Origin of the sequence: Chitinophaga agrisoli, assembly GCF_008386695.1 — a bacterium.
Taxonomy (GTDB): Bacteria; Bacteroidota; Bacteroidia; order Chitinophagales; family Chitinophagaceae; genus Chitinophaga; species Chitinophaga agrisoli.
On record NZ_VUOC01000004.1, the window covers coordinates 2,613,118 to 2,639,180 of the forward strand.

Annotated in this window: 19 protein-coding genes and 2 tRNA genes; 10 read left to right on the forward strand and 11 right to left on the reverse strand. The window is 47.4% G+C overall.

The genetic code is table 11. The features are described from left to right. Positions 1–3: 3 nt before the first annotated feature. The 10 genes from F0L74_RS29450 to F0L74_RS29495 all read right to left on the reverse strand — a co-directional run bounded on the left by F0L74_RS29450 (position 4) and on the right by F0L74_RS29495 (position 13,622). Positions 4–77 (reverse strand) — tRNA-OTHER (locus F0L74_RS29450). After that, positions 76–1,410, reverse strand: coding sequence for a hypothetical protein (locus F0L74_RS29455; protein WP_149841470.1), 1,335 nt, complete (start codon positions 1,408–1,410; stop codon positions 76–78). Before F0L74_RS29455 ends, F0L74_RS29450 begins: the two co-directional genes overlap by 2 nt. Positions 1,411–1,432: 22 nt before the next feature. Then, positions 1,433–2,089, reverse strand: a complete 657-nt coding sequence (locus F0L74_RS29460; protein WP_149841471.1) for a suppressor of fused domain protein — start codon at positions 2,087–2,089, stop codon at positions 1,433–1,435. 194 nt (positions 2,090–2,283) lie between these two features. Beyond that, the gene (locus F0L74_RS29465) at positions 2,284–3,504 is read right to left on the reverse strand and encodes a DUF4998 domain-containing protein (RefSeq protein WP_149841472.1); all 1,221 of its coding nucleotides are present in this window, start codon (positions 3,502–3,504) and stop codon (positions 2,284–2,286) included. 36 nt (positions 3,505–3,540) lie between these two features. Beyond that, positions 3,541–4,791: a DUF4959 domain-containing protein gene (locus tag F0L74_RS29470; RefSeq protein ID WP_149841473.1), complete on the reverse strand. Its 1,251-nt coding sequence runs from the start codon at positions 4,789–4,791 to the stop codon at positions 3,541–3,543. Between the two features lie 47 nt (positions 4,792–4,838). Beyond that, on the reverse strand, positions 4,839–6,752 hold the full coding sequence (locus tag F0L74_RS29475) for a RagB/SusD family nutrient uptake outer membrane protein (protein WP_149841474.1): 1,914 nt from the start codon (positions 6,750–6,752) through the stop codon (positions 4,839–4,841). A gap of 17 nt (positions 6,753–6,769) precedes the next feature. After that, positions 6,770–9,949, reverse strand: a complete 3,180-nt coding sequence (locus F0L74_RS29480) for a SusC/RagA family TonB-linked outer membrane protein (RefSeq protein ID WP_149841475.1) — start codon at positions 9,947–9,949, stop codon at positions 6,770–6,772. 453 nt (positions 9,950–10,402) lie between these two features. Next, positions 10,403–11,419, reverse strand: coding sequence for a GntR family transcriptional regulator (locus tag F0L74_RS29485; RefSeq protein ID WP_149841476.1), 1,017 nt, complete (start codon positions 11,417–11,419; stop codon positions 10,403–10,405). A gap of 144 nt (positions 11,420–11,563) precedes the next feature. After that, positions 11,564–12,457: a DUF6929 family protein gene (locus F0L74_RS29490; RefSeq protein WP_149841477.1), complete on the reverse strand. Its 894-nt coding sequence runs from the start codon at positions 12,455–12,457 to the stop codon at positions 11,564–11,566. A 19-nt stretch (positions 12,458–12,476) separates the two neighbouring features. Continuing rightward, a complete protein-coding gene (locus F0L74_RS29495) occupies positions 12,477–13,622 on the reverse strand; it encodes a glycoside hydrolase family 5 protein (RefSeq protein WP_149841478.1) in 1,146 nt (381 codons plus the stop codon). A 142-nt stretch (positions 13,623–13,764) separates the two neighbouring features. Between F0L74_RS29495 and F0L74_RS29500 the strand changes: the two genes are divergently transcribed. Next, positions 13,765–14,493, forward strand: coding sequence for an SDR family oxidoreductase (locus F0L74_RS29500; RefSeq protein WP_149841479.1), 729 nt, complete (start codon positions 13,765–13,767; stop codon positions 14,491–14,493). Between the two features lie 36 nt (positions 14,494–14,529). On the opposite strand, the gene F0L74_RS29505 is transcribed toward F0L74_RS29500, so the two are convergent. Beyond that, on the reverse strand, positions 14,530–15,423 hold the full coding sequence (locus tag F0L74_RS29505) for a glutamate--tRNA ligase family protein (RefSeq protein WP_149841480.1): 894 nt from the start codon (positions 15,421–15,423) through the stop codon (positions 14,530–14,532). Positions 15,424–15,526: 103 nt separating this feature from the next. Here F0L74_RS29505 and F0L74_RS29510 point away from each other — a divergent pair. The 9 genes from F0L74_RS29510 (at position 15,527) to F0L74_RS34035 (ending at position 26,063) form a co-directional block, all read left to right on the forward strand. After that, positions 15,527–15,600 (forward strand) — tRNA-Asp (locus tag F0L74_RS29510). Between the two features lie 249 nt (positions 15,601–15,849). Then, positions 15,850–17,109, forward strand: coding sequence for a site-specific integrase (locus F0L74_RS29515; RefSeq protein WP_149841481.1), 1,260 nt, complete (start codon positions 15,850–15,852; stop codon positions 17,107–17,109). Positions 17,110–17,320: 211 nt separating this feature from the next. Then, positions 17,321–18,508 (forward strand): hypothetical protein, encoded by a 1,188-nt coding sequence (locus F0L74_RS29520; protein ID WP_149841482.1) that lies wholly within the window; start codon positions 17,321–17,323, stop codon positions 18,506–18,508. 159 nt (positions 18,509–18,667) lie between these two features. Next, on the forward strand, positions 18,668–18,961 hold the full coding sequence (locus F0L74_RS29525) for a helix-turn-helix domain-containing protein (RefSeq protein ID WP_149841483.1): 294 nt from the start codon (positions 18,668–18,670) through the stop codon (positions 18,959–18,961). Positions 18,962–18,963: 2 nt separating this feature from the next. Further along, positions 18,964–20,010, forward strand: coding sequence for a hypothetical protein (locus tag F0L74_RS29530; RefSeq protein WP_149841484.1), 1,047 nt, complete (start codon positions 18,964–18,966; stop codon positions 20,008–20,010). After that, entirely contained in the window at positions 19,934–20,614 is a 681-nt protein-coding gene (locus F0L74_RS29535; RefSeq protein WP_213087103.1) for an ATP-binding protein, read from the forward strand. The genes F0L74_RS29530 and F0L74_RS29535 overlap by 77 nt, the downstream gene beginning before the upstream one ends. 100 nt (positions 20,615–20,714) lie before the next feature. Further along, positions 20,715–21,032, forward strand: a complete 318-nt coding sequence (locus F0L74_RS29540) for a hypothetical protein (protein ID WP_149841485.1) — start codon at positions 20,715–20,717, stop codon at positions 21,030–21,032. A 372-nt stretch (positions 21,033–21,404) separates the two neighbouring features. Next, positions 21,405–25,193 (forward strand): SEC-C domain-containing protein, encoded by a 3,789-nt coding sequence (locus F0L74_RS29545; RefSeq protein WP_149841486.1) that lies wholly within the window; start codon positions 21,405–21,407, stop codon positions 25,191–25,193. A 192-nt stretch (positions 25,194–25,385) separates the two neighbouring features. Beyond that, positions 25,386–26,063, forward strand: coding sequence for an ApeA N-terminal domain 1-containing protein (locus tag F0L74_RS34035; RefSeq protein ID WP_149841487.1), 678 nt, complete (start codon positions 25,386–25,388; stop codon positions 26,061–26,063).

Sequence of the window (26,063 nt, forward strand, 5' to 3'; positions counted from 1 at the left end):
ACATAGATGGGTGCAGGGATCGAACCTGCGTCCTCCCGGTAAGAGCCGGGTATTCTACCAACGAAAGTTACCCATCTAATTATTTTCAGGGGAAAGTGGTGTTACCTGCTTTCCGGAAAAATATCCATGTTTTTTTAATACCGTTGCCAGGAACGGGTTAGAAACTGTTACGCCATGCACCAGCTGCGGCGTGGGCCGGAATGCTGCCACGCCATGCAAACGCGGCGCCAGCCAGCCGGATTTTTCGGCGTCCATTCCTGCATCCTGGCAGGCCGTTGCCACCATCTGCCTGTTGCAGGCGGCCCGGCCGTTAAATACCTCCCAGGGCAATGGCAGCTTGTTCCACACGCCGGTATTAGGGTCCAGCTTACCACCGGTGAGATAATGCCAGGCTACCACGTCTGCCGCCATCAACCGCAACACTTTTCCAAAACAGAGCTTGTCCAGCATATCTTCCATACCCAGTGCATAGATAAGATGCATCCAATGATCCCTTGCCTTGTTCCAGGCCCCGGCAGTATTATTCCAGGTAGATGAATCATTGCCGGCCTTTACGACCATGGTATCCCGGTTGATATTACTATAGCTCCACACATCTTCCAGCATGGCCGCAATATCCTGCAGCGCAAGGGTCCACTTACCTAAAAGCATGCCTTTCTGCTCATCAGACAGCTGCGCCAGTACCTCCTGGCTAGCATAACCATGGGCAATAGCCCACCAGCCAGCCTTGCCGGATCTTTTACAGCGGTTTAGCAACATCTCACAGATCTCATCAAAAGCACGCTGTTGCCCCTGTATAGTAAACTCGCTTCTCATATTACACCTGGAGGTATAATATGCAATAAAACAGGCAGTGTCCAGGTCTGCTGCAAACGTGTCCAGATCCAGCTGATGGAAAAGCCCATGTTTGGCCACCCGCTCAAATTCGTGTTTCCGCGTTTCCCGGGCAAAAGTGAGCAGCTTTTCCTCCAGCCGTTTTAACAGCCGCCATTTCTTGTTGTAATTACGCTTGGAGAGGTCCATCCCCCTTTCTTTCCGCTGGGCTTTATTAAGACGATCTGCTTTGAAGTTATTGCCGCCTACCGCTTTTTGAATAAGCGGCGATACCTGGTTGATAAACGCCTCAATATTCGCATAGCTATTGTAAATAGCAGGATCAATGTCCTCCAGCTTAAAGATGGGAATGGCCGCCTTCACCTGTTTCTCCGCCCCTACGGCCGTCATAAACATTTCCGCCATGGAAGTATACCCATGCACGCCACGCTTCAGCGAACCGGCGGCAGCTTTATCCAGCACCTTCAGTTCCTGCGGGGTTAAATGCGGCTGCAACAGTTCCATGACCATATCCGCCACATCCTCCGGACGTTTGCGTTGCTGTAAGGTTTCGTATAGTGATACCAGTATTGTCATGTATAAGGCAACAGTAAATATATTACTTTCTATTTAAATCTGTTATCAGTAACGGATTGGTCCCCTTCATCTCATTGATCAGCGCTTCCACCGCCTCCATTGACGGACTTTCCTGTAGCCGTGCCAGCTCTTGCTCCGTAATGCCTACCATCTGCAGGAAAGATACTTCGCCATGCGGGGTGGCTATTTTACCCAGCTCAGGGTCCAGCGCAAACACCAGGCCGGTGATCGCCGTATCCGTCTCAAGGCGGATAGGGCCCTTTGCCACGAGGAATTGGTTTTCCTCAAACCACCTGCTGCTGCTAAACACATATCTGGCCAGGTTATTCATCATATTCACGACCCACAGCGGATCGCCCTCATCGCCCGCAAAAGGTTTAAGACGGAAAGTGAATTCAAATCCCCATTTGCTGAATTCACCGCCTGCTTTTTCCGCATTATAATACAGATCAGACATACCATAACTGATGATATGGCGGTGGAACTCCTGTTTATTGGAATCATAGATACTGGCGCCATCAATAGGATCAGTGCCGCCTGCTGCAAAGTGCAGGCCGCAAAGGGGGCCATAATGCCGGGGCTCTGTTTGACCGTATACTTTGTCCAGGGCGGCATCGATGGACAGCCAACCTACGGCGTCCTCTTCAGAAAACTGTGCTGTGTACTCTGCTGTTGTCATATCTGTTTAGGTTTTGTCTATTGGGTGTTGCCAGACCAGGGTTCATATAGCCGGCAGGGTCATGGGTTTATGGGGATGTAAAATAATCAAATACGAGATTTCTTTACAGTTAAATACTGTTACCAGGCGGTTAAATAAAAAAGGAAGCGCAGACGCACTTCCCTTCTTTTACTTCACTATTATGCTTGGGGCGCTTATTCTTTATTCCAGAAGCTTAACTCGCTCAGGTTAATATCATTCGAATTATCCACCGTACGCAACACCCGTATACGGATATACCTTACCGGCGGCGGATTATCCATAAAATTGAATTTCATGGGGGCATTGCCATCATCGCCCCTCACCGCCGTGGTCAATAAGGTCCAGCCTTTTGCCTGCATAGCGGATTTGAAATTAGGATCATTGGCATTCAGATCAGGGGCTGCATCCGTATTATCTGCAATGCCCCATACTTCAAACTCCGCCGGGTTATGACAACAGTTCCGGCCTGTTTCTTCAATTACCCCCAGGTTATTATATAATTTACCCAGATCAAAGCTAAAGGTACCCGGGGTACCACTACTATTGTTATGATAGATGTTAGGATAACCTTGCGGCCCTACGCTGCCATCCCATAGTTTACTCACCCGGGTATCCGACTGCAGCAGCCCCATATCATGCGGCAGGTCCGCTTCCTGGAACAGGCCTTTATCACACTCCACCAGTTTGAATATATTGGGGAAAGTATCCGGCTGCACGGTATAGAAAGTATCCAGGGATCCCATTACCGGCAGATATGCGGACTGATACGAGATAACCCCGCCTGGTTTATAACTGGGCAAAGTCACAAACGCCGCATCTGCCTGTAACGATATTACCGAAGCTATGCCGCCAGCATTGGTATAGTGGATATCCGTAGTGGTATTAATGGTATCCGGTGTGGTAAAGTACAGCACCGCAGAACCATCATCATTTACCTTAAAAGGCGTGGCAGCATCCGGCAGGCGGTTGTGCAGGCTATTCTGGTAAATGGATCCATACACATGCGCATTATCTACTTCCTTTACCACTGATTTGTTACCCTCCGCATCATAGGAATAAATAAAGAAAGTATAGGTATACTCATTTAAACCCGTAATAATACTTTTAACCGTATCCGTAGGTTGATGTTTATCCGCACTAATAGTCACGGAATCCGCACTGTTATTCCAGTATACCACATAACGGGTTACACTGGGGTCCGGGCTGGGCTGCCACATCAGCATCAGCCGGCCCTTACCGGGTAATACCGTTACATTGGATACTGCGCCCGGATACTGGATCTCCTTATCGCCCAGCAGGTCCCGGTAGTCCGTAGCCTTTTTGCTGCATGCCAGGAAAAGCAGCACTATTGCCAGCATACACAGCCCTTTTATATGGATATATTTTATTCTCATGGTTCAATTTTTAAATTGTTTAATAACCTGCACGCATCAGCGGGTATCCCCATACAAGCTTATTTCCATTATGTTAAAGAAATCGTTGGTGCCAGATGCATTGGTCACGCATTCAAAGCGCAGGTAACGGACCTTGGGTACCGTTAATGCGAAATTGAAGTTGAAACCGCCGTTCCAGTAGGCCAGGTCATCTCCGGTATACTGTGGGAACGGCAGGCCGGAAGGTTTCGCGGGCAGATGAAATACCCCCATATTGATCCATCCATTGGCGGTGGGTTGTCCTACAGGCGGCAGCCCGGTAGTATCCGGCATGTTTTCATCCACCGGCTGGTCCGCACGGCCCCAAAGCACCCAGGTTTGTGGCGCACCTGCGCCCCAGAGATAAGCGGCGCTACCTTCTACGCCCCTGTACCATATGGTATAACGGCTTAAACGGGCTGCCTGCCCCATGTCAAAACTCATCCATTTGGGCAGGAAGTTCCCATAAGGCGTATGAAAACCGGGCGCGCCTGTTTTATTATCCCACAGATAAGGCAGATACCATTGAAAATCCGTACCTACATCGCTGGGCAGCGTATAGGGCTGAAATTTTGATTTATCCATCTGCACCTCGTATAAAGGTTTAATGGTAGCATATACCGTATCTGAGCGGTTATCCCAGCTATCCGTAATGTATACGCCAAACTGTGTGGGAATGGTGTCGTATCCCCGCAGGCTATAAGAGATGGCTTCCTGGTTGGTATAGTGCTGGTTCACGATCTCCAGTTTCCGCGTGCTTTTATCCGGCGCAATAAGGATCACGCCAATATCTGCATGGGCTTTATTCTGCACGCTGATGTTCACGCCGCCAAAATCGTTGGTCAATACCACGGTAGGTTTGGCCAGCAGGTAAGCCGGCGTATCCGGGTGCACTTTTACGGTCACCGGGTCCGATTTCACATCCGCACGCGTAACCGTATACAGCGTTACTTCATAATCCTGGCTTTTGGCAAAGCCGCTTACCATAATGGTATCGGAATAAAAAGAGGTCTTTGATTGCCGGCTCCGGGTATCATTGATCTTATACTCCGCCTGCACATACAGCAGGTTCTTTGAATCCGGCAGGGAATAACTGATATAAGCGCCCCCGCTGAAGTTGGTCACTTTTATATTCGTAACCGGCGAGGGTTTGGTCTTATCCGTAGAGATCACCTCGTTATACCCGTCTGTTTTCTTACAGGCCAGCTGTATTACCAGCAATAGTATTGCCGGCAGTAACAGCCAGTATCTTTTATATATAGCATTCATATGAGCAAATTAGTGTTGATCAAAAATGGTTGTCAAGCGGGCGTCCATTACCAATAAGGCGTTTGCACCAGGTTGGGATTGGTGAGCATATCATAATCCTGGATAGGGAACAGATAATCCCGGATACTAAACAGCGGCACATACACATTATTAAGTTGATAGTATCCCTGCGGCGTGCTCTGGCGGTAGTTCCATCCCTGGAACGGCGCCGTTAAAACAGCCTGCAGTTCTTTCCATCGTCTCAGGTCCCATCCTGCCTGGCCTTCAAAGGCCAGTTCTATCCTTCTTTCCTGGTGAATGATCTGCCGCAGGCCATCTTTGCCGGAGAATTTGGCAGGGTTACGCGAATACTGCGACCAGGCAGCCACCACGCCAGGCAAACCGGCGCGTTCCCTTACCTTATCTATATAGCTATAGACTTCCTGGGCAGGGCCATTCACTTCGTTCAGGCATTCCGCGTACAATAACCACAGACCGGTTAATCGTATAAAAGGCCAGGAGTAATTATACTGTACCGTAGGGCTGCCAAATGCCGTTTGCCAGGGCACCAGCTTTTTGGCAAAATAGCCGGTGACGTTATATCGTAAAGGCTGATAGGCCGCAAAGCCATTCACCATATTTACGGAAAAAGCCTTATTATCATCTGTTTCGCCGGAGCCGAACCAGACGCCGCCATCAAATGCCACATCTGCGTAATAACGGGGCTCACGGTAAAAGTTACCGGCAACAGTAGTATATCCCTTTTTAATATAGAAGGTATGCGTATCATCGCCCTGTTTTAAGTTATAACGGCCGGCATAATCCCAGGTCTTATCTTCATTAATAGGCACGCCATGGTTGGTATAAAATAACTCTGACTCCGCCAGCGGTACAGAGAAATTAGAATATACAGCAAATACGTTAGCTGCAGATGCAGGCGACACCCTAGGCGCCGCCATATACTGCCAGCCAAACTGCGGGTTCAGCGTCCAGATCTGCTCTGTATTCCAGCTATCTGTAATGGCGCCCTGGATGGCAAGCAACTGCCGGGTGCTATCTGTCATGTGCACGATACCGCTGGTGGACCGTAGTTCATATAAAGCCGCGCCGGTAGCTGTTGCAGCGTCTATAGCAGCCTTACAGGCCAGCATGGCGCGCTGCCATTTGCCGGCATCTGCATTGGCAGCAAACAACGGCTTGCCATCCTTGCCCTTAAAGGACGCATAGTCCGGGTTACCATTAAACAAAGGGCTGGCTTGTGTAGTCAGCACTTCTGCCTTTACGGCCAGCGCAATGGTGCTGGTAATACGGCCGGCTTCCGCGCCCATATTTTGGATCAGCGGCGGGAGGTCTGCCGTGGCTTCATCGATCAGGCGCACTACGTAGTTAAAGCAGGAATCAACGCTTTGTTGTTTAAGCCTGGCCTCATCAGAGGGCGTATTCACCGGCAGGGCCACATCTGCAATAGGGATAGGGCCATACATCCTGATAAGCCAGTAATGATAATATGCTTTCAGGAATTTGGCTTCCGCCACCCATCTCTTCTTCTGAAAATCCGGTACATCCCTGGGCGTATTTACGTTCTCCAAAAAAGTATTACACCGGCGGATGGCCTGCCAGAGGTTAAGCCCCTGGTTATAACCATCCCAGTAATTAAGTAATGGATTAGGGCTGTTCTGCAGGCCGCGCATCACATCAAATCCGGAGGGGCCGCTGGCATCGCCGCCAAGCGTAGTCAGATCGGATAGATCAGTAGGCCAGATCACTTCGCCGGAAGTAGTAAATCCGGCATTCCGTTTCACATCCGCCAGGCCCTGCACCGCGTTATAACAGCCAAACAGATAAGCCTGCGTTTCATTGGCATTGGCAAATGAGCTATTAATAGTGGCCACATTATCCGGCGTTACATCTAAGTATTTTTTACAGGATGCCATGCAGAGCGCCAATATCACCGTCCACCAGGCTTTCGGGAATTTGTTCATTATTCTTGGTTTAATACTTAGAAATTGATATTTACACCCACGTTAAACACCTTCTGTATGGGATAGGAGAAACCATTCTCCGCCTGTTCCGGGTCCCATAATTTAAAATGGCTGAAGGTGAGCAGGTTCAGGCCGCTGCAATAAAAGCGCGCATTAGAAATGTACAGCCGCCTGATCCAGGCTTTGGGTAACGTATAGCCCAGCTCTACAGATTTAAGGCGCATAAAACTGCCATCACGCAGCCACCAGGTGCTTTGCTGTTCATTATTGGCTACATGGGAGGTGCTGTAGCGGGGCCAGAAGGCGTATAGGTTCTGGTTCTCATCAGACCAGTGACTGTCTGCAATACTCTGCATCAGCTGGGAGCTGCCTACCGTATTAGACACAAAAGGCGCAATGGAGTCCGGGCGGATAAAGAACGATTCCCTGGCCAAGCCCTGGAAGAACATGCTCAGGTCAAAATTCTTATACCCCATAGAGATGCCAAAGCCATAAATGATCTGCGGCGTTGTAGGCAAACCAATAGGCACCTGGTCGTCCTGGTTAATGACCCCATCGCCGTTCACATCCCGGTATTTGATATCACCTCCAAAAGCGGGTGCGTTACCAAACAGCTGTGCGGGCGAATTAGCCGCCTCCTTATCATCCACAAACAACCTTTCCGCGATATAACCAAACCGCTGGTTAATGGGCTTGCCGGTAGCAAAACGGTAATCATATTTGTATTCCGGCTCCTCTGTATAACCTACCTTGTTGGATGTTACCGTAAGGTTAGCCATTCCGGAGATCCACAGGTTATTGCTGATGTTCTGTTTATAATCCATATGCAGGTCTAAGCCTTTGGAATAGGCCTCTCCCAGGTTAGCCTGCAGGTTATCCGCAGCGCTGTTATCATCTACCTTCACCGTTTCTATACCTGCCGTCACGGGTATAAATCCGCGTTTTATAAGGATGTTATACCGGTATTCGTGATAGATCTCCGCAGTGATGTTCAGGTTGCCCAGCACGGTCATTTCTACTGCCAGGTTACTCTTACGGGCGGTTTCCCAGGTAACATCCGGATTAGGATAAGCCAGTATGGTAGTACCATACATAGTTACATTATTATTGGTGCCGAATGTAGCCCGCGGTCCATTCTTTTCATCCCGTGGAATAACGTTGCTCAGGTAAAAGAAACGCTGGTTGCCAATATTGTCATTACCCACCAGGCCATAACTGCCCCTGACCTTTAAACGGTCTATGAATTTAGCGACACCGCCTTTCCAGAAATGCTCATTAGATGCCACCCAGCCACCACCGATCGTGGGAAAGAAACCCCAGCGATGCTGCGGTGCAAAACGCTCGGAGCCATTATAACCAAAGTTCCCTTCCAGGTAATACCTGGAAGCAAAGGAATAGGTAAGCCGGCCGGAGAAACCCATATTCCGGTAAGGCAATGATTTCAGCAGGCTGCCCGCATTACCATACAACGTTTGCTGGCGGGTGCTCACCAGCGAGGCGCTTACATTATGATCGCCAAAGCTGCGGTTATAATCCAGCGCCCCCTGCAGATAAATAAAGCTGTAAATATTCTTATCCCCTTCTTTATAGTTCAGGAATTCCTGTGCCTGGCCCGGCTGATCATTCAACCAATTCAGCGTATATTTATTCGTTTGCGGATCATAGGTATCTTTCTCATAAAAGAAGGGCGAATAAGCGCGGGTAAGCTCAAAATAAGAGTAGCGGTTGGTGCTGAAGATACCATGGAACTTTAATCCCGGCGTAATGAAATTAAAGTCCTGGTTCAGCTCAAACTGGGCAGATAACCGGGACTCTGAAAAGTTTTTATAACCGCTCATCAGGTCCGCATAGGGATTATCCTGCAAACTGCCGGTAAGGCGGGTGCTGTTCCCAAACAGGATATGGTTGGCAAGCGCATTGGCGCTATCCGGCGCATAATATGCCGGAAAAGCCACCGGGCTGGTATGCAGCGCCTTATAATAAAGATCTGTAGCTACGCCGGACTGGTTAGTGGTGATAGGCCCGGTGTATTCATTAAAGTTGCCCCACAGGCGTACAATGGCTTCCGTGGTTTTGGTCAGTTTTACATTAACGTTAGAGCGCAACTGATAGTTCTCAAACTTCATCCCGGTATTAAAGCTGTTCACCGGGTTTACCTGCAGAATGCCATTATCGCGGGAGTAGGAACCGGCAATGTAGTACTTGGTCACATCAGATCCGCCCTGTACGCTGAAGTTGGCGCGCCGGGTAGATGTCTGGTCTTTGAAAAGCGTCTTCATCCAATCCACCGCCGGGTATACATTGGGATTATTGCCTGGTTCCTTGTTCCAGGTAGCCTGTGTGCCAATGATCTCGTTAGGCGTATAGAAAGGATTGCCCAGGGCTTCATTATACCCTTTCATATAGGTTACCGGGTCTGCCAGCTTCAGGCTCCGGGTAGGCGTAGAGATGGCATTCTCCAGGCGTACATTCACTTTTGCCTTACCCGGCCGGCCTTCCTTGGTGGTAACAAGTATTACGCCATTAGCGCCCCTGGCGCCGTATAAGGCCGCGGCGCTGGCATCTTTGAGGATAGAGAAGCTGGCGATATCATCCACCTGCAAACGGGCCAGGTCATTAGCGGTCAGCTCCACATTATCCACCAGTATCAGCGGACTGGCGCTATACCCCAGCGTGGTAACACCCCGGATAAAGAACTGGGCATTATCTGCCCCTGGCTGCCCGGCCCTTTGAAAAGCGATCACGCCGGATATCTGGCCGGCCATCGCATTGGTAAGGTTACTGGCCGGGATCTTAAGCGACCCCGGGTCTACGCTGGTAACGGAGCCTACAATCGCCTCCTTGCGTTGTTTACGGCCAAAAGCGGTTACCACCACTTCATCTACCGAGCGGGTCACATCCTTTAGCCGGACGTTATACTCTTTCCGGGAGGCGGATACTGTAAAGCGCTGCTCTACAAAACCAATAAAGGTAACTACCATCTCCGTGCCTACCGGCACTTCCAGGATGAACTTACCATTACGGTCTGTGGCGGTGCCCAGCGTGCCTTTTCCAATAGCCGCCACCGTAGCGCCCTCCAGTATCCTGCCGGTGGTATCCGATACCGTACCGGTGATGGTTACCCTGGCAGGCGTTTGCGCAAAAACGGCGCTTCCTGCCAATAGTAAGAAAATGAAACAAGTAAATTTACCGATCATATTATTCGCAGTTATTAGGGTGTGATTTGGTTGATTTGTATAGGGCATAGCAATCCCCGCAGGCAGCATTACCTGCGCCTGTAATCTCAGATTAGAAAGGGCAAAACAATCCCTGCAGGCAACATCTACGGCGCCTGTAATCTCAGATCAAAAAATTGGAAGGAAAACCTGGTTATTTCATAACGGTATACATATCCTTCATTAACGTTGGAACTTTAAAAATTCATTATTCAACCTACTGCTCAAAAGGCCTTTCTACTGTTCTACCCCTTTACTAGTACAGGTATCAGACAATCTGTCCTACCCTATCCTATTCATAGCAAATATAGATGTTTATTTTTACCAGCAAAAAAGAATAGCCACAGAACACCGCATGCAATCGTTGTCCAATGTGCAGTTGCGAAACTGGTATAAGAAAAGGAGAATTTATTATTAGTTAAGCGGGGTAAAACTTCAAAGCGATTTCCTTCTGATCAATAATGTGGGAATGATCTCACGTATCTTTTGCCGGTTCAGCACAAAGTCTGCGGCTTTTTCCGCCATCAGCTTAAAATCTGTTGAGTAGGTAGTAATGCCGTCAAAGATCAGCTCTTTAACAATATCATCATTATGCGAAAGGATGCCTACATCCTTTCCGGGTTTTATCTTCTTTAGCTTACAGTCTTTGAGCATGGCCCATAGTTCTGTATTATTGATCGTGAAATATACCTTACCCTTCTCTATGGTACCAGGTATATACTCTGATCTTATTTCGCTTTTGATCTTATAGTCTTTTACAAACTTTTTATACGCGCGTAGTATTTCAATAGGGGTATCTGCAGCGGGGCGGTGATAATAGATCATCCCTTTATATTGTTTGATCGTATCACTAAGGGTGGCAAACGCGCTATAAGACGATTTTTCAAATTCCTGCGCTATATAGGAGCATTCATCAGACACCGGCTCGTAACGGTCTACGATCAGCAGCTTATCTATGGGCAGGCAACGCAGTATACTGGCAGTACGGGCATGCGGCATAGGCGCTACTACATACATACCATACTTGCCTCTAACGCTGGTAACGGTGCTGTTAAATACCTCTATATTGCTATGGTGAAAGAAAACATCGATATGTACCTCTTTGCCCAGGCGGGAACGGAAGGTTTTATAGAACGTTTCCTGGAAAGTATCAAAAGCAAACAGGATCAGGGCCACTTTCAGGTTTTGCCTTACATTCACATTGGCCACAAAAAAGCCAACCCGGTTGCGGGACTCGACGATGCCCCGCTCCACCAGCTCTTTATATGCCTTGGAGATGGTCTCACGCGCAAAGCCAAACTCATTGATCAGGCTATTAACAGATGGCAGCATATCCCCCTGCGACAGGGTTTTATTCTGTATGGCATTAAGGATACCATTCACCAACTGCTCATGCTTTGAGAGTCCTTGTATGGCTTCCATCTCATAAATCTGTTCAAAAACGTGGTCCATTCACAATGTTTTATTTGTCCCTTTTAGGTAGATGCTACTTGTATTATACTATTCTATCCCTAAATAACGTAGAAAAACACAGGATTGCAAAAAATGTTGCAGAAAATGGCCATGTTAGCAGTGAAGGGGTAACTGGTAAACATGTCAGAGGTGCAGTAAGCAACTGAATAAATACGTTTGCCCCTGGTCATTATCTGCCGCCAGGTGCAGCAACAGCTCAGGCCATGCGGACGGTTCCATACAGAGGCCTTCTATCTTTTGCCCCTTAAAACGGTCATCGGCCTGCGGCAAATTGATCCAGCCATCCGGTTTAAGGGACGGCATGCTCAGGCGGCCGCTAAAATCGCTTACCCACATAATATAGCTATCACCAATCACGCCATCATCATAGGCATTGGTAGTAGCCTCCATAGTAAGGGTGATCAACAACAGATCTTTTGCTGCTATGTAACACAAACCGGATACGCCCATGAAGCCGTCAGCAATCCCTGCCAGGTCCAGTGATATGATGTGTAACGGCGCATGCTGCTGACGTGCCCAATAATCCTGCGCCGTAATCAACAGGTAGTTCTGCGTGTGGGTATGGTTTCCGCGGTTGGCCAATAACAGCCGGTCTCCTATGGCGGTAGCCCCTTCTATATTTATTTCGGGGATGCCGGCGTGCAGCATACGCGCCGTAAACGCCGCAGTAGAAAAGGCCTTAGGCTCCTGGAAGCCACTGCCGCTTACCGGCAGCGGAATAAGCACGCTTATTTCCCGTTCTTTACGAGAGGCGGAACCAATGATCAGCAGCTGAGATTGACCACCGGCCTCAATGATGGCTGCCGCCTCATAATCCGGCTTCACGGCCTTGGGGATCCTTTTCTCAGGATGATCAAACAATTGTATGGTATCCGTTTGCCGGTAGTTCCCATCCAACACCAGTACACGGTTGGCATCATCACCCACCAGATAGAGTTTACCCTTATGATAGTTGATAGCGGAGCCGGAAGGAAAATCGCTCAGTAACAGGGAGCGCAATACGGTAATTGTTTGCATGGAGGCAAAAATAGGATATTCAATGTTTTTGCAGCAGCGCCAGGAATTGTTTATCCAGCTTATGGCCATACCAGTCCTCATACGCCACATCCGTACGGCGGGAGTCCAGCACGCCAAAATCCCCTATAAAGTTCCAGATGGCAAACCCTATGTTGCCGCCGGACAAGATATCCAGCACATCGCCAAACCAGTCTATAAACACCTTATGCGGTGTTTTATTCCAGCACCCGCATTCCCCGCAGTGCACCCCGCCGCCGTTGGCAGCCAGCGCTATCCAGGGTTTATAATAGGTCTCCAGCATATCCCGGCTCAGGTACTGGTTGCCTACCTGACCAGGCCACAACGGATCCGGCAGATGCTCCGGGTCTTTATTGGCCCAGGGCGCTTTATAATGTGAGATCGCATGCGGGTAATAGCCCCGGCAGCTTTGCGCAATATCCAGGTCCGTGATCTCTGTTATTACGGTATTGCCTACATTATTACCATCTGCGATCACCAGGTGATCCGGGTTCTCTTTACGGATAGCCGCCGCGGCAGCCTGCGCTACCTTCCGGTATACGGGCCCCGGCACCGCTTTCAGTGGCGAATGTTGATCGTTCATATCATCCCGCATACTGGGCTCATTCACCAGGTCAAAACTGATCTTTTTACGGGATACCTGCTTATATCGTTTAGCCCACATATTCCAGTGAAAATAAAAGGCCTCCTGCGCGGCGGCGTCCGTCCAGAGGTTATATGGCTCATGGAAACCGGCATTGATGCAATACCCCGGCGCACGGTGCAGGTTAAGGCTTACATGCATATTGTAGCGGTGCGCCATGGCCACCAGGGCGTCTATTTTATCCACGGCTGCTTCATCTATCTTATATATCTCTTCCGGCGTGATGTTACGGCTACGGTCAAACTGCAGATAACTGGGATAGGCAATAGGGATGCGCACAAAATCAAAGCCCCAGTCACGCATCCAGCGGAAATGCTCTTCTGTGGTCTTGTTGGGATTGGATCCCGCCGGTACCGGCGTAAAAAAGTCGAGCAGGTTAAAACCTTTCCATTTGGGTAGTTTGTTGGCGTTGGGCGCCGGCAGCGCAGCCATAGCCGTACTACTGGCCAGACTCCAGCCTGCGGCCAGCATACCGGTATTTTTAATAAAGGAGCGACGTTCCATAATAACGTGGGAATTAGGTTCTCTTTGAAAATAGGCAATTTCTCCCGTTGCTCAAATACCACCCGTCATAAATGGTTTTTACCATTTGGTAAATACAATGCTATATGGCCGGCGGACATTTGCACTAATAAATGACGAACATATGGAAACATCATCTTTGACAGGAAAACGAGTTGTTATTTTAGGCGGTACTTCCGGCTTTGGACTAGCCACCGCCAAGGCGGCCGCAGCAGCCGGCGCGCAGGTGGTTATTGCCTCCAGCAACCAGCAACGCATACAAGACGCGCTGAAGACCTTACCGGCCAATGCAGAAGGCCATGTGGCAGACCTTAACCAGGAATCTAACATACAACAGCTTTTTACCACCATAGGGGCGTTTGACCACCTGGTATACACTGCCGGGGAAAACATGAGCCTCCTATTTATAGAGGACATGGATATGGAAAAAGCCCGCAACTTCTTTAACCTGCGCTACTGGGGCGCGTTGATGGCTGTTAAACATGCCGCACCTTATATCAGACCCGGCGGGTCCATTAACCTGACCAGCGGCACTGCCAGCCGCCGCCCGCGCAAAGGCTGGGCCATTGCCACCAGTATATGCGGCGCCATGGAAGGGTTGGTACGTGCCCTGGCGGTAGAGCTGGCGCCTATCCGCGTAAACTGTGTGCTGCCAGATGTGGTGAGGACTAATCTTTGGAATGGTATACCGGAAGCGGATCGGGAGCAGATGTATAAATCTGTAGGCGAAGCGTTACTGGTAAAACGTGTAGGTGAACCGGAAGATATTGCGCAGGCTTTTATTTATTTGATGCAGCAGCAGTTTGGCACCGGGCATAGCTTGGTGATAGATGGCGGGGCGCTGTTGGTGTAAGTTATTAATTGCTACAAAGGGTGGTGATGGCGTACATCACTGCCCTTTGTATTCCGGCAATGGCAGCAGCGCTGCCAGGGACAGGTAATCGCTTACGGGCATTAGATGCCCCAGCTCACGGGCGATCATTGTGTAAATATCCGTTCTGCTTTTCCCTTCTTTCCGCAGGAACTGTATGGAAGTAGCGCCAGCGGATTTGGATAATTTCTTATCGTCCGTTTCCTTTAGCAAGGGGTGATGATAGCTGACAGTTTGCCGGAAAGTATTACCCGGCAGCAATCCGGAGAGATAACACTGGGCTATGGTAGAAGGCCAAAGGTCTTCTCCTCTTACTACCAAGTCTATCCCAAAATAAGTATCATCTAATATGGAAGTAAGCTGGTAGGCTGGGAAGCCGTCTTTTTTCCTGACAACAAAGTATTGCATCTCCGGGGGCAGGGAGGCCTGTACTATGCCGGCGTTTACTGTTGTAATTGGGATATCGCCTGTCTGGTCTGTTCTTAAACGCCAGTTTACTTGCTCCCGGTCCAGAGGGATTCCCTTGTCCCTGCAGGCGCCCGGGTATGCCCCTTCCCTGCTGATAGCTGCTATCTGCGCCCTGGAACAGGTGCAGGCGAATACGTTTTCTGTTTCTTTTAGTTGGGTTAATGCTTGCTGGTACATATCCATACGGTGTACCTGGGAATATTCTTTTTCATAGGAGGCATAATCTGTTGGGCCTTCATGCCAGGGGATGTCCATAAAATGAAGGGTGTCAAAAATGTCCTGCACATAACGGGGATCTACCCGTTCTCTATCCAGATCGTCTATACGTAGCAGTATCTTTGCGCCATGCTGATGGGCTATTGCGGCTGTGATGGCGAAAGATAACACGTTGCCCAGGTGAAGGAATCCACTAGGGGTAGGCGCTATTCTGGTTTTGGTAAACATATGCTGCAAAATACATTTTTTGCGGGTAGATGAAATTTTCTGGGATTGGATTTGTTTAATTGCAGGAATTGTACATATATTTGCGTCCCGTAAATGAACGGAAGGATCGGTAGTTCAGTCGGTTAGAATGCCGCCCTGTCACGGCGGAGGTCGCGGGTTCGAGTCCCGTCCGGTCCGCAACTCGAAACTGATACAAAGTTAAAGCCGCATAAATCGTATGATTTGTGCGGCTTTTGTGTTTTTGCGTGTAAAAGGTAAACCACAATAAATCAATCCAAAGGGTAACACAAAAGGTAACACAGCCCGCTCCTATTTTTGTGTCATCTTTTCCCCTGAATAGCTTATCTGCACTGGGTTTAAGGAACTGAAACCATATCAAATTACACCAAACGAAACCAAACATTCAGTAACCTAAACACTTTGGCCATGAAAGTAAGTCAAGAGTTATCAATTTCATTTTGGTTAAGGAAAAACGCCCGGAAGCCAGAGGCAAACCCTAGTATTAATGTGCGCATTACCATTACCGGAGAAAAAGAGGATGGTTTTTCGCTGGGCTACCAGGTTGACCCGAAAAAATTTGACCGTAAGACCGGCACTCTTGCCGGCAAATCCATGGAGGCCACAGAGATTAACAATTATATACTGCAGGTACGAGGGGAGTTACTCAGGCACTACAACCTTTTGAAAGACCAGCACCCAGCTGTTACTCCAACTATGTTAAAAAACGCCTTCTTTGGCATCCAACGGGAGAAAAAAACCTTAATGCAGGTAGTAGAGTTCCATAACACCCAATTTGAGGAAAAAGTCAAAGCGGATCTCAAGGCGCCGGCCACCCTTACCAAATGGAAAACCACAAAAACCAAGCTGGAAGAATTTCTGAAAGCCACATTCAATACTTCCGACTATCCATTACATCAAATAGACTACGCATTTGCGGAAGATCTACATCATTATTTAACAGCTATCCAGCGCCTGGGCAACAATACTGCCATGAAGTATATAAAACACACCAAGCAGCTCATCAAACTCGCTGTCCGCAGAAAATGGATGGATGAAAATCCCCTGGCTGATTTTGAGTGCCCTTATATAGACCCTGACCGCCACATCCTGGACATGTCTGAACTAAGCATACTCTATCACAAAAAAATGGCAGTCCCCCGCCTGCAGGAGGCTAAAGATGCCTATCTCTTTATGACGCTCACCGGCTTTGCCTATAAAGATGCGGAACAGCTGGAGCCCAACCACGTATGCAAGTTCTTTGATGGCGAAGATTGGATTGTTAAGAACCGGCAAAAGACCTGGTGCCGGGAGAACGTTCCACTCCTGCCCTTTGCCAAGGAAATACTGCAGCGGTATAAGGATCATCCATACTGCGTAGCCAACAACTGCCTGCTCCCGATCAAAAGCAATCAAAAATTCAATGCTTACCTCAAAGAGATAGCGGATATATGTGGTATCAATAAAAACCTTACCACCCACACCGCCCGTCATACATTTGCCACAACCGTCACCCTGGCTAATGGTGTTCCCATTGAAACCGTCAGCGCCATGTTAGGCCACAAGTCCATAAAAACAACGCAGATATACGCCAAAATTGTGGCTGCCAAAGTAAGCGCAGATATGAGGGCACTAAAAGAAAACTTTAAGCTCTCACTACCTAACTCTTTATTCCAGTCTGCCGCGTAAAAACGCAGACCTAATCTTCGTATTTACGTATAAACGTTTTAGTTAACGTCAAATTAACTGATAAAAGAGCTGTTTATCAGTTAATTGCAGTCATAACACATAAGGTTATACAATCAACCCAATAACCTGTGCCAACTATTCATTTTACTATTGAAAATCATCCATTGCCACAACCATATATGAATGTCTAACATAATCCACGATTCAACCCATGGAGAAGAACCAACTATCTTTTTTTGAGAAACTGATAAACCAAATATTAGCAAAGAAAGGCCACACCAAGATATCCATATCTCTCACTACCGTTGAGAAAATAAGAGCAGAAGGCCCCCGAATTTTACACTCCATTGCAACCTCCCTGTGTTATATCGATGACTCAAAAGAGATAACACAACAGGTTAATATCGTTATGCAACAGGTAATATTCTTAATGGACAGAGTTACTAACCGCCTAACTATAAATGATCTAACCGAAATTTCGCGCCCCCCCGGGTTTCTTAAAGAAACGAACATCATTCAGATTATCTATAATGCCCTGTCACAGCTCCTTTTGAATATTGAAAAGTCTTACTCCACGTATTTTGATATCCACGTCAAAGTACCGTTCACTTATTTGCTCGCTGTCAAAGGGCGATATGGGGACAGGCTATATGCTATAGCCGAGAGATATACAGGATATGGGGTTGACCCGATGCTAATAGATATCATCTCAGAATCATTTACTGATTTTCATCCTAAAGATATATCCTCCACTGTTACATATCATCGCCTTTTTTATCTCAAGAGGCTGGTGGATAGACTCAGCTTAATCAGATCGCGTTCTTTCCAAAATCCAGACCCCAACCGGACCCTATACGACATCCTCCTGGAATTTAACTTTAACCATCCAGAGTATTATAAGTACGTTACTGCAGAAGCTAAAAAAGAAATGGAAGGCCTACCTTTACGGGAGCAGATCGAATGGCTTATAAAATGGCAAAAGCATATTAATCAGATAGCCATCCAACCAGGGCTTATCTATCAACCTTTAGACATTAGCCTGAAACAACACCTCCACAATTGGATAGCTGCAGAAATGAACTGCTTGAAGGAACTATCCTTGCTCTCAATTGATAATCCAGACACCGAAGAAACCAACCGTTGGAAAAACTTCAAGATCTCCACCCAGCTCTCCGTCCCCCAATTAGGTAACTTCCTAAAACTAACGATGGATGCCGGCTTTATTCTTAATGAGAATAAAACAGAGTTCCTGGAGTTTTGCGCCTGCTACTTTTCCACCGTACAGCAAAAGAACATTGCTGCCGGCAGCCTGCGAAAGAATTTTTACGCCGAAGACGCCGCCGTTTCCGAGAGTGTCCGCGGCATCCTCCAGCAGTTAATTGCCCGATCCAAAGAATAATATTCATTTAAAATGACCCTTATTCTATCATTTTGACAATTTTATTTTCTTAATGTAATCTCATTTACAATCAGTTAAGGGGGTAACGGTACCCCTCCCGCCACTGTTCTAACGTGTTGAATCCCTATTCTTTTGCAGCCATAACCAAACACCGGAACTATGGCAGTAGAGATTATTACACGGGAAGACCTGGCCCTCTTTAAGCGGGAACTCATACAGGAACTCCACGAACTATTTACCTCCACAAAGGCGCCTACCGCCAAAAAATGGGTCAAATCCTACGAAGTCCGGGAAATGTTGAACATCTCCCCCGGCACCCTCCAGAACATGCGCATTAACGGCACCATCGCCTATAGCAAAATAGGCGGGCTCATTTTCTATGACTATGATGACATCATTAAGCTCATGGAAAAGGACAAAAAATCTGCGGGCAAACCACAACGGGGCCATTAAGCATGCCGGCACACACGAACTATATCCGGCATCTGAATGCCTTCTTCGCCCAGGGACGGCAGGATAAAAGGTTACACGCTAACCATATCAGCCTTTACGTGTCCCTTTTTCAGATATGGAACGAGCACCGTTTCCAGAATCCTTTCCCAATCCTGCGCGAAGAAGTCATAGACCTGTGCCATATAGGTTCTGTGAACACCTACACGCAATGCCTGAAGGACCTAAACTCATTTGGGTATATCCTTTACCAGCCAGGACCAAAGCGCGGAACACCTAGCCTGATCAGCATCCGCCACCTGGACAGTGAACCAGAAAAAAAAATTAATACCGCCCAGCTGTCATTATTTCCTGGCATCTTCCTGGAAACGCCCTTTTCCTCATTCAGTCACGCCATTATTAGGCCCCCGATTATCGCCCATCCATCCTTCAAAAAGGCAACTGCTGCAGGTCGCAAAAATGAGACTGCTACCAATCTCAGAATTGAGACTGCCAGTTGCAAAATCGATACTGCCACCTGTCTCAAAATTGCGACTATCAATCGCAAAATTGATACTACCACCAATCTCAAAATTGAGACTGCCAGTCGCAAAATCGATACTGATACCAATCTCAATTTTGAGACTGGGTCAGTCTCAAAATTGAGACTATATAATAATAAACAAACAAACAGTAATAAACGAGAGAGTGTAAACAAGCGCTCCCGCGCAGAAAAAATTAAAGATTCTGAGCATGAAAATCACCGGTACAAACAGACAACGGGGCCCGCCGCGCCGCCGGCTGGCCCACCTCCGGCCCAGGACCAGGTACTCCTGTTTTTCCAGGATACTGGCTACCCGGATGTTGAAGCCCGCAAATTTTTCCACCACTACCAGGCTAATGGCTGGCGCCAGGGGAACGGAAACCCCATCACCGACTGGCAGGCAGCCGGCCACAAATGGATGTTAAACGAAAAATTTCTAAAACAAGACAACCATGACACCAAACGAACAGCAAACAAACCAGGACGACTCCACGCCAATGAGGACAAAAGCTACGAAGACCCCTTATAACTACCACGAGCTCCTCCAGGCACTGGAACAACAGGGGAAAAACATTTACGGCCGTCATTTCGCCGTGCAGGACATAGACCGCCCGGTGATCCTAAAGCTCCTGGCCTACTTCCTGCAGGACGAACAGGTGGCGCTGATCGAAGGAATAGACCTGCATAAAGGCATCCTGCTCACCGGCCGGATAGGTTGCGGCAAAACCTCCCTGATAAACCTTATGCGCCTGATAACCCAGGAGGACTACAAACCGATCATCATCTCCTGCAGGCAAATTTGCTTCGAGTTCGGCAAGGACGGGTTTGACATTATCCGCAGGTACAGCACCAGCTCCTTCTACCCGTATACCAGTATGCCCCGGGTATACTGTTTTGACGACCTGGGCCTGGAAACCAACGTCACCCATTGGGGCAGCACCTGCAACGTCACGGCAGAAATCCTGCTTTCCAGATACGATCTTTTTATTTCACACAAAATGATTACTCATGTTACTACTAACCTCAATAGCAATGAACTGGAAGGGATATATGGCAATCGTCTACGCAGCCGCATGCGTGCTATGTTCAATCTTATTGCTTTTCCTTCCGAAACGACGGACAAAAGGCGATAACGCCCCGGACACCGATCCCTCAACTGATCTTGAAAACGCATTTCTTTACCCATCATTTGTTAAGGAAGCAGCCTTTGACGAACACGGCCGCCGGGTGCTGATGATCTGTAGAAAAGAATATGTGGTCCATCCGTACGATACGCACATTGATGACGCTATTGACCTGGCCAGCCGCTGGAGTCCTCACCAGGTCACCTATGAACGTATAGTGCACCTCCGTAGCTGGATCAGGGAGAACCACCAGCATGGCCACAACCTGCCTTACAAAGACCTTCCCAGTATGAAGTCCTGCCGGCATTTCGTGGAGAGCGTGATCCACAAGGAGTTCGCGCCAGCAAAACATCTGTTTATTGAAGGGTATAGATACTGCCTGAAGGAAAACACCAGGATATTCTCAAATCATAGAAAGCAAGGCTGAGCACTTTAAATAAATTGCTCAATTCCAGGAGACGGAACCAACACGGGCCGCCTCCTGGGAGCGTTTAGGGTACTGTGTAAATAGTTTATATTGCCTTTATGAAAACTATACTATTATCCCTTGCCATTAAACCGTCATTAGGCCAGCCACGTAAAGTCGATATTTCATGCTGTCTTTTTTATGTGGTGACAATGAGTTAAATTGCGGCGCTACTCCAATTGATCTATTACAGTCCCTAACCATCGCAATTGTTACACAGGACAATCTTGCTAAGATGGCTGGATTATTATTCCACCGATAGGCTTCATAGCACTATGGGTAATTGCATATTGTGCAGCCCCTAATGTTATCCCTAATCCGTAAACGTTTTTTATGAGTTTAGCGAAGAACGCACCTTGTCATTGTGGTAGCGGCAAAAAGTACAAAAGATGCCACTATGAGGCTGACCTAAAACGTCCAATCAAGTCTCAACAAGCTTTTTCAGATGACCCATTGTTAGCAAAGCTTTCAAACGGCAATTCCCAGGATTTGTTGGCCACTCTTGGAGCCTTACAACTCAATGCGGCTAACCATGGGAAAAACATCCGGATGGAGCAATTGGCGCTACATGCGCTGCGATCTCACCGGGAAAATGACCAGCGGGCTCCGATCAGCTTTGAGCGCCTGAAGTATGTTGTAGAAAATTATACGGAAGATCGGTATCTCGAAGACCCTCCTGTTTCCCTGTTTACAGAAAATGTGAGCTTTTTACAAGGCAACCATACGGTCCTACCTGGCATCGGATCTGCACATACAGAACTTCTCAATGCACTATTGCGGGCCATAATGGGTGGATGGAATAAATTGCCCCAAGCGTTTATCAAGGCTGTCTGCCCCGCTGTAGATTTGATGTTGTTTATTTCGGATACTATCGCTAAACGCGCGGGGCTACAAAGGTACCAATCGGCGCTGCAAACCGAGGATTATTTCCTCCAGGCACCACCTAAGGACGTACTTGATATTTACAAAGAAGCTGTAAGCATTAGTGATACAGAGCTGGCGGCTAAATGCCAGCAGCTGGGCATCTCTTCGAATGTACTCGACCACTTTACCGTGAACTTCACTGACCCCAGGATTGTTGAAGACAGACCAGAACCTATTTTAGTAGAACAACCGCTAGTTCGTACGAGTACAGGCATAATCTGCTTAACGCCAACTACTATTGTAACCGCGCTGGTCAAATTTATCTTCACAAGCGCCGAAACCATGGGCGCAAAAGAGAACTTGTCAAGTATTTTATCAGAAGATTTTGCCCGCCAGGTGGACTATGCTATGTTCAACATGAGCCATCAACGGTTAAAGCTACCCATTCAGCCCCTAGAAGATACTAGTTTGGTGGTCGAAAGGCTGTATTTCTTCGATACGAACAAATTTTCCTATGTCTGTGTGATCAATGGGGAGGCGGGCACTGGTCAACCAGAAGAAATGACGGACCTCTCTGATACACTGGCGCAACGTGGCCAACAGGTAAAGGACGCATTACAGAAAATTGATACAACCGAGCCGTACCAATTACTAACCCTCTTTGTGACACCTGAGGTAGATAAGGAGATGTATTTTTCGATGCCGAAATCCACTGGCAATGATAGGAGCCTTCATTTAAAGTCAGCAGAGCTTGAAGCGATTGCCTATCACCAGGATTCAGAACGGTTGACGCTCTGGAAATTTGCGGGGTCTTATGGGGACGCACACGAAAAAACCTTCCTTTTTTCAGCCGGTGGGATAATGGATGCTTTTGCAATCTACCTGGAAAACGAGGGTAGCATTTTGCCGACGGATGAAGATCTGAACAATGGCGGCACGATGATGGTCGCGGTGGGCTCGTCCAATGACCTTCAGCAACAAGGTAAAAAGGAACGGGATGAACATTCCATTTCGAGATGGGAGAAAGATATAATAGGCTATGCAGTTGTTCGCCGTTTTCGCCAGGATTACCCTATTTATATCGAACACGAAATTTCTCCTACTTATAGAATAGTGCTAGAGATATTTGATGTACCTGTTTGGGCTGTCAATAACCAAAAGGAACGTGCCACCGGCCATACCTGGGCACATGATGTTTGCGAGGCCGTGCTGTTCTGGCTCTATAAAATGAAAGATGTCTTACGCAGTTGGATCGGAGCTATCCAGTTGCCAACTATTGAAATCGACGTGCAGGTTGATCCTAAGGTAGCTGACTTATGTAGGCTGGATAAGGAGCCTGACTTGTCCGAGCGGGAGATCAAGGTTGCAGTGACTATGAGGGGCATACAAATAATTGTTCCTGCCGGTATCTTCACCTTAATCCAACGAAGTGATAACTCGGCCGATAAATCGTTGATCAGAGCCGTATTGAATGGCCTACGTCAACTGCCGGTGACGGGAAATCAGGATGTCATTCCATCTGAAGAGGTCATAAGTGAACTGGCAGACCAATATTTGCAGCCTGCACATGCTAAAATGCTGCTACTTAGGGATGTTACCCAGCATCCGAAAACAGATCCGCGTGGGTTGCCATCCATGCGTTATCTGCAGGATTATGATATCGCATGGGTCTTAGATCGTATAGTAGGATGGCTACCAGCGGGTACTGTGGTTCCTAAAAACATTGAGACCAGAGAAGAAAAGACTGCATTATTGGCTAAAGTGGTTGATTCGCTACTGAGGCAGACCGCTAAGGAGATCGCTCAATATAATGCGCATGAATTGGTTCCTTACTTGATCGCACATTATGAACGCGCGATACAGCACAGGGAGTCGCGTGACTTTTACTTGCCTGCAAGGATCGCCTGCTTTTCGACCTTTGAAAATGAGAAGGCAAAGTTGAGTGACCAAGAACAGCTCCTGGTGCCCACAGCCTTGTCATATCGGGTACTCATCGAGTTTGTAGCAGCTGTACCGCCTACCGGCAACAAAAAGCCTAATTTCGATGATATAGACCGGCTGTTGGCCATGGTGGACCAGTCCATCACATGGGGGATGGTATCTGATACCATTCACAAAGGTTTCGCGGACCCGCAGATGGGCTTATTGCCTTCAGGCCGGTTAGGTATGGACAAAACGTTTGATAAAGAATTTATTCATCAATACAGAACAATAAAGGTAGAGGCCGAGCTGTTTAAAATACAAAGCAAATTTGAGAAAATGTATCTGTACGAGCGGGGCAAAAAGGGTATTTATACAGCAGAGAACAAAGAGGTGGACGACGCTTTTATAGCAGAATACGGATTATCACTAAACGCCTTCAGCACTGTAATTGGTACTATGGTAGATATCGGCTTTTCCGATGGTGCGGCTTTCTTGGCGCTCCCGGAAAAGGATCTTCTTTCTCATATCGCAGAAAGAGCACCGGAAATCAAGGCAGAAGAAGTAATTGCCGCGTTGGATCTACTCAGCTTACGACAAAGGCCGGGATTGGGCAAACCACCTACGGGCTATCTCAACAAAGAAGTATTTCCCTGGGGATACAACCGCCCGCTTTCCTATCTACGCCGTCCTCTAGTCCGTCTGGATGCTGAGAAAGATAGCATTTATTACTTCGGCCTCCGCCACCTGCTCGATGCCACGGATAACCTTTTAAAGCTGATGTCTGTCGGTAAGCTCGATGGTAAAAGTAACCTCATGAAAACTTTCATGGGCAAGGTCAATACCCAGCGTGGCAAAGATTTTCGCATCGCAGTTCGTGACTGGTTCTTAGGCAATACTACATTTGAGGTGATCTCGTACGAAGTAAAGATCAAACCCGGCGGCCACCTGGAAGCGGATAAAGACTATGGCGATATCGATCTACTGGTTGTTGATCACGACCAAAAGATCATTTACCCTTTGGAGTGTAAGGCTATCTATGGCGCTCGCAATATCCACGAGATGAAGCAGGAAATGGATGAGTATCTTGGCAAGGAAGGCCGAACCGCAGAGTCGCGGATCGATAGGCATATTGCTCGTCACCAATGGTTGCAAAACAACTACCAACAGCTCGCAGATCACCTGAAGATCACTGGTAATTATAAGATTGTTTCTGTGATCATTACGGCTGAAGCAATCCCGTTAGCGTTACTGAAAGAAAAGGAAATCCCTTTGCCTATTATCTCCTTGCTCCAATTACGCCATCGTGGATTAGATGTCCTAAGACAGCATGAATAGCATCCATTTGTATAAAAGGGTCCACAGCAAGAACGAATTCTAGCTAGCGATTGTTAGCTAATTACAATTTTCTGTGCTTTGGCTTGATAAGGCAATCACTTCGTTGAAAACTATCTGCTTATATTCGCAAACAAGAATATTTTTATATAACAGACGAATTACTAGCGGATATTCAATTAATCAATTCTACTTATGAAAGGTGAATATAACGGCGAATGGTTTTTACTGGGCGGCAGTAAACATGATGGACAATTAACTATTGATGATGAGGCTAAGGATATAAAGTTGGAAATAATTGGGGCAGAGTTTATTGAAGGCGGAAAAGTGGACAGTGGAAAATTTCATCCTAAGCATTTACACCAGATTATCCTTGGAAGTAGCAGTAACAAAATTACTCTGTATAATTGCCAATTAGCCGGATACTCTAAATTAGGTAGGAGCCTTTATCTGATAACCTACCAAGTTGAGTATGTTTTTTTAGGTGTTCATTTTAAGGAAGATAGTATACCTGTTCGGTCAGGAACGTTTATTTTCCCTCACCTCTCAGCATGGTATGACGGAGAAAATTCTCTTAATAAACTTGAGGGAAAGCAGGGACTGTTTATTAACGGAAACCATATTATTCAAGATGCCTTAACCAATGATGAAATAAAAGTCAATGAAGAACTCACCTTGATTCTATGGGACAAAGTCATGAAGCATATTGAGCAGATGAATGTTAGTTATAAGGTAACTTACGAAAAGTATGCCCGTTTTCAGTATGACAGGAATGTTGGTTTTGAAAGGCTTCTAAGAGACGGAATTACATTTTTAAAGCTATTATCTTTTTTGTCTAGGAAGGCCTCTCAACTCTACAATCATTTACGTTGA

Coding starts and splice junctions, on each gene's coding strand:
- F0L74_RS29455 (WP_149841470.1), bottom strand. CDS start 1,410: ATGACAATACTGGTATCACTATACGAAACCTTACAGCAACGCAAACGT.
- F0L74_RS29460 (WP_149841471.1), bottom strand. CDS start 2,089: ATGACAACAGCAGAGTACACAGCACAGTTTTCTGAAGAGGACGCCGTA.
- F0L74_RS29465 (WP_149841472.1), bottom strand. CDS start 3,504: ATGAGAATAAAATATATCCATATAAAAGGGCTGTGTATGCTGGCAATA.
- F0L74_RS29470 (WP_149841473.1), bottom strand. CDS start 4,791: ATGAATGCTATATATAAAAGATACTGGCTGTTACTGCCGGCAATACTA.
- F0L74_RS29475 (WP_149841474.1), bottom strand. CDS start 6,752: ATGAACAAATTCCCGAAAGCCTGGTGGACGGTGATATTGGCGCTCTGC.
- F0L74_RS29480 (WP_149841475.1), bottom strand. CDS start 9,949: ATGATCGGTAAATTTACTTGTTTCATTTTCTTACTATTGGCAGGAAGC.
- F0L74_RS29485 (WP_149841476.1), bottom strand. CDS start 11,419: ATGGACCACGTTTTTGAACAGATTTATGAGATGGAAGCCATACAAGGA.
- F0L74_RS29490 (WP_149841477.1), bottom strand. CDS start 12,457: ATGCAAACAATTACCGTATTGCGCTCCCTGTTACTGAGCGATTTTCCT.
- F0L74_RS29495 (WP_149841478.1), bottom strand. CDS start 13,622: ATGGAACGTCGCTCCTTTATTAAAAATACCGGTATGCTGGCCGCAGGC.
- F0L74_RS29500 (WP_149841479.1), top strand. CDS start 13,765: ATGGAAACATCATCTTTGACAGGAAAACGAGTTGTTATTTTAGGCGGT.
- F0L74_RS29505 (WP_149841480.1), bottom strand. CDS start 15,423: ATGTTTACCAAAACCAGAATAGCGCCTACCCCTAGTGGATTCCTTCAC.
- F0L74_RS29515 (WP_149841481.1), top strand. CDS start 15,850: ATGAAAGTAAGTCAAGAGTTATCAATTTCATTTTGGTTAAGGAAAAAC.
- F0L74_RS29520 (WP_149841482.1), top strand. CDS start 17,321: ATGGAGAAGAACCAACTATCTTTTTTTGAGAAACTGATAAACCAAATA.
- F0L74_RS29525 (WP_149841483.1), top strand. CDS start 18,668: ATGGCAGTAGAGATTATTACACGGGAAGACCTGGCCCTCTTTAAGCGG.
- F0L74_RS29530 (WP_149841484.1), top strand. CDS start 18,964: ATGCCGGCACACACGAACTATATCCGGCATCTGAATGCCTTCTTCGCC.
- F0L74_RS29535 (WP_213087103.1), top strand. CDS start 19,934: ATGACACCAAACGAACAGCAAACAAACCAGGACGACTCCACGCCAATG.
- F0L74_RS29540 (WP_149841485.1), top strand. CDS start 20,715: ATGATCTGTAGAAAAGAATATGTGGTCCATCCGTACGATACGCACATT.
- F0L74_RS29545 (WP_149841486.1), top strand. CDS start 21,405: ATGAGTTTAGCGAAGAACGCACCTTGTCATTGTGGTAGCGGCAAAAAG.
- F0L74_RS34035 (WP_149841487.1), top strand. CDS start 25,386: ATGAAAGGTGAATATAACGGCGAATGGTTTTTACTGGGCGGCAGTAAA.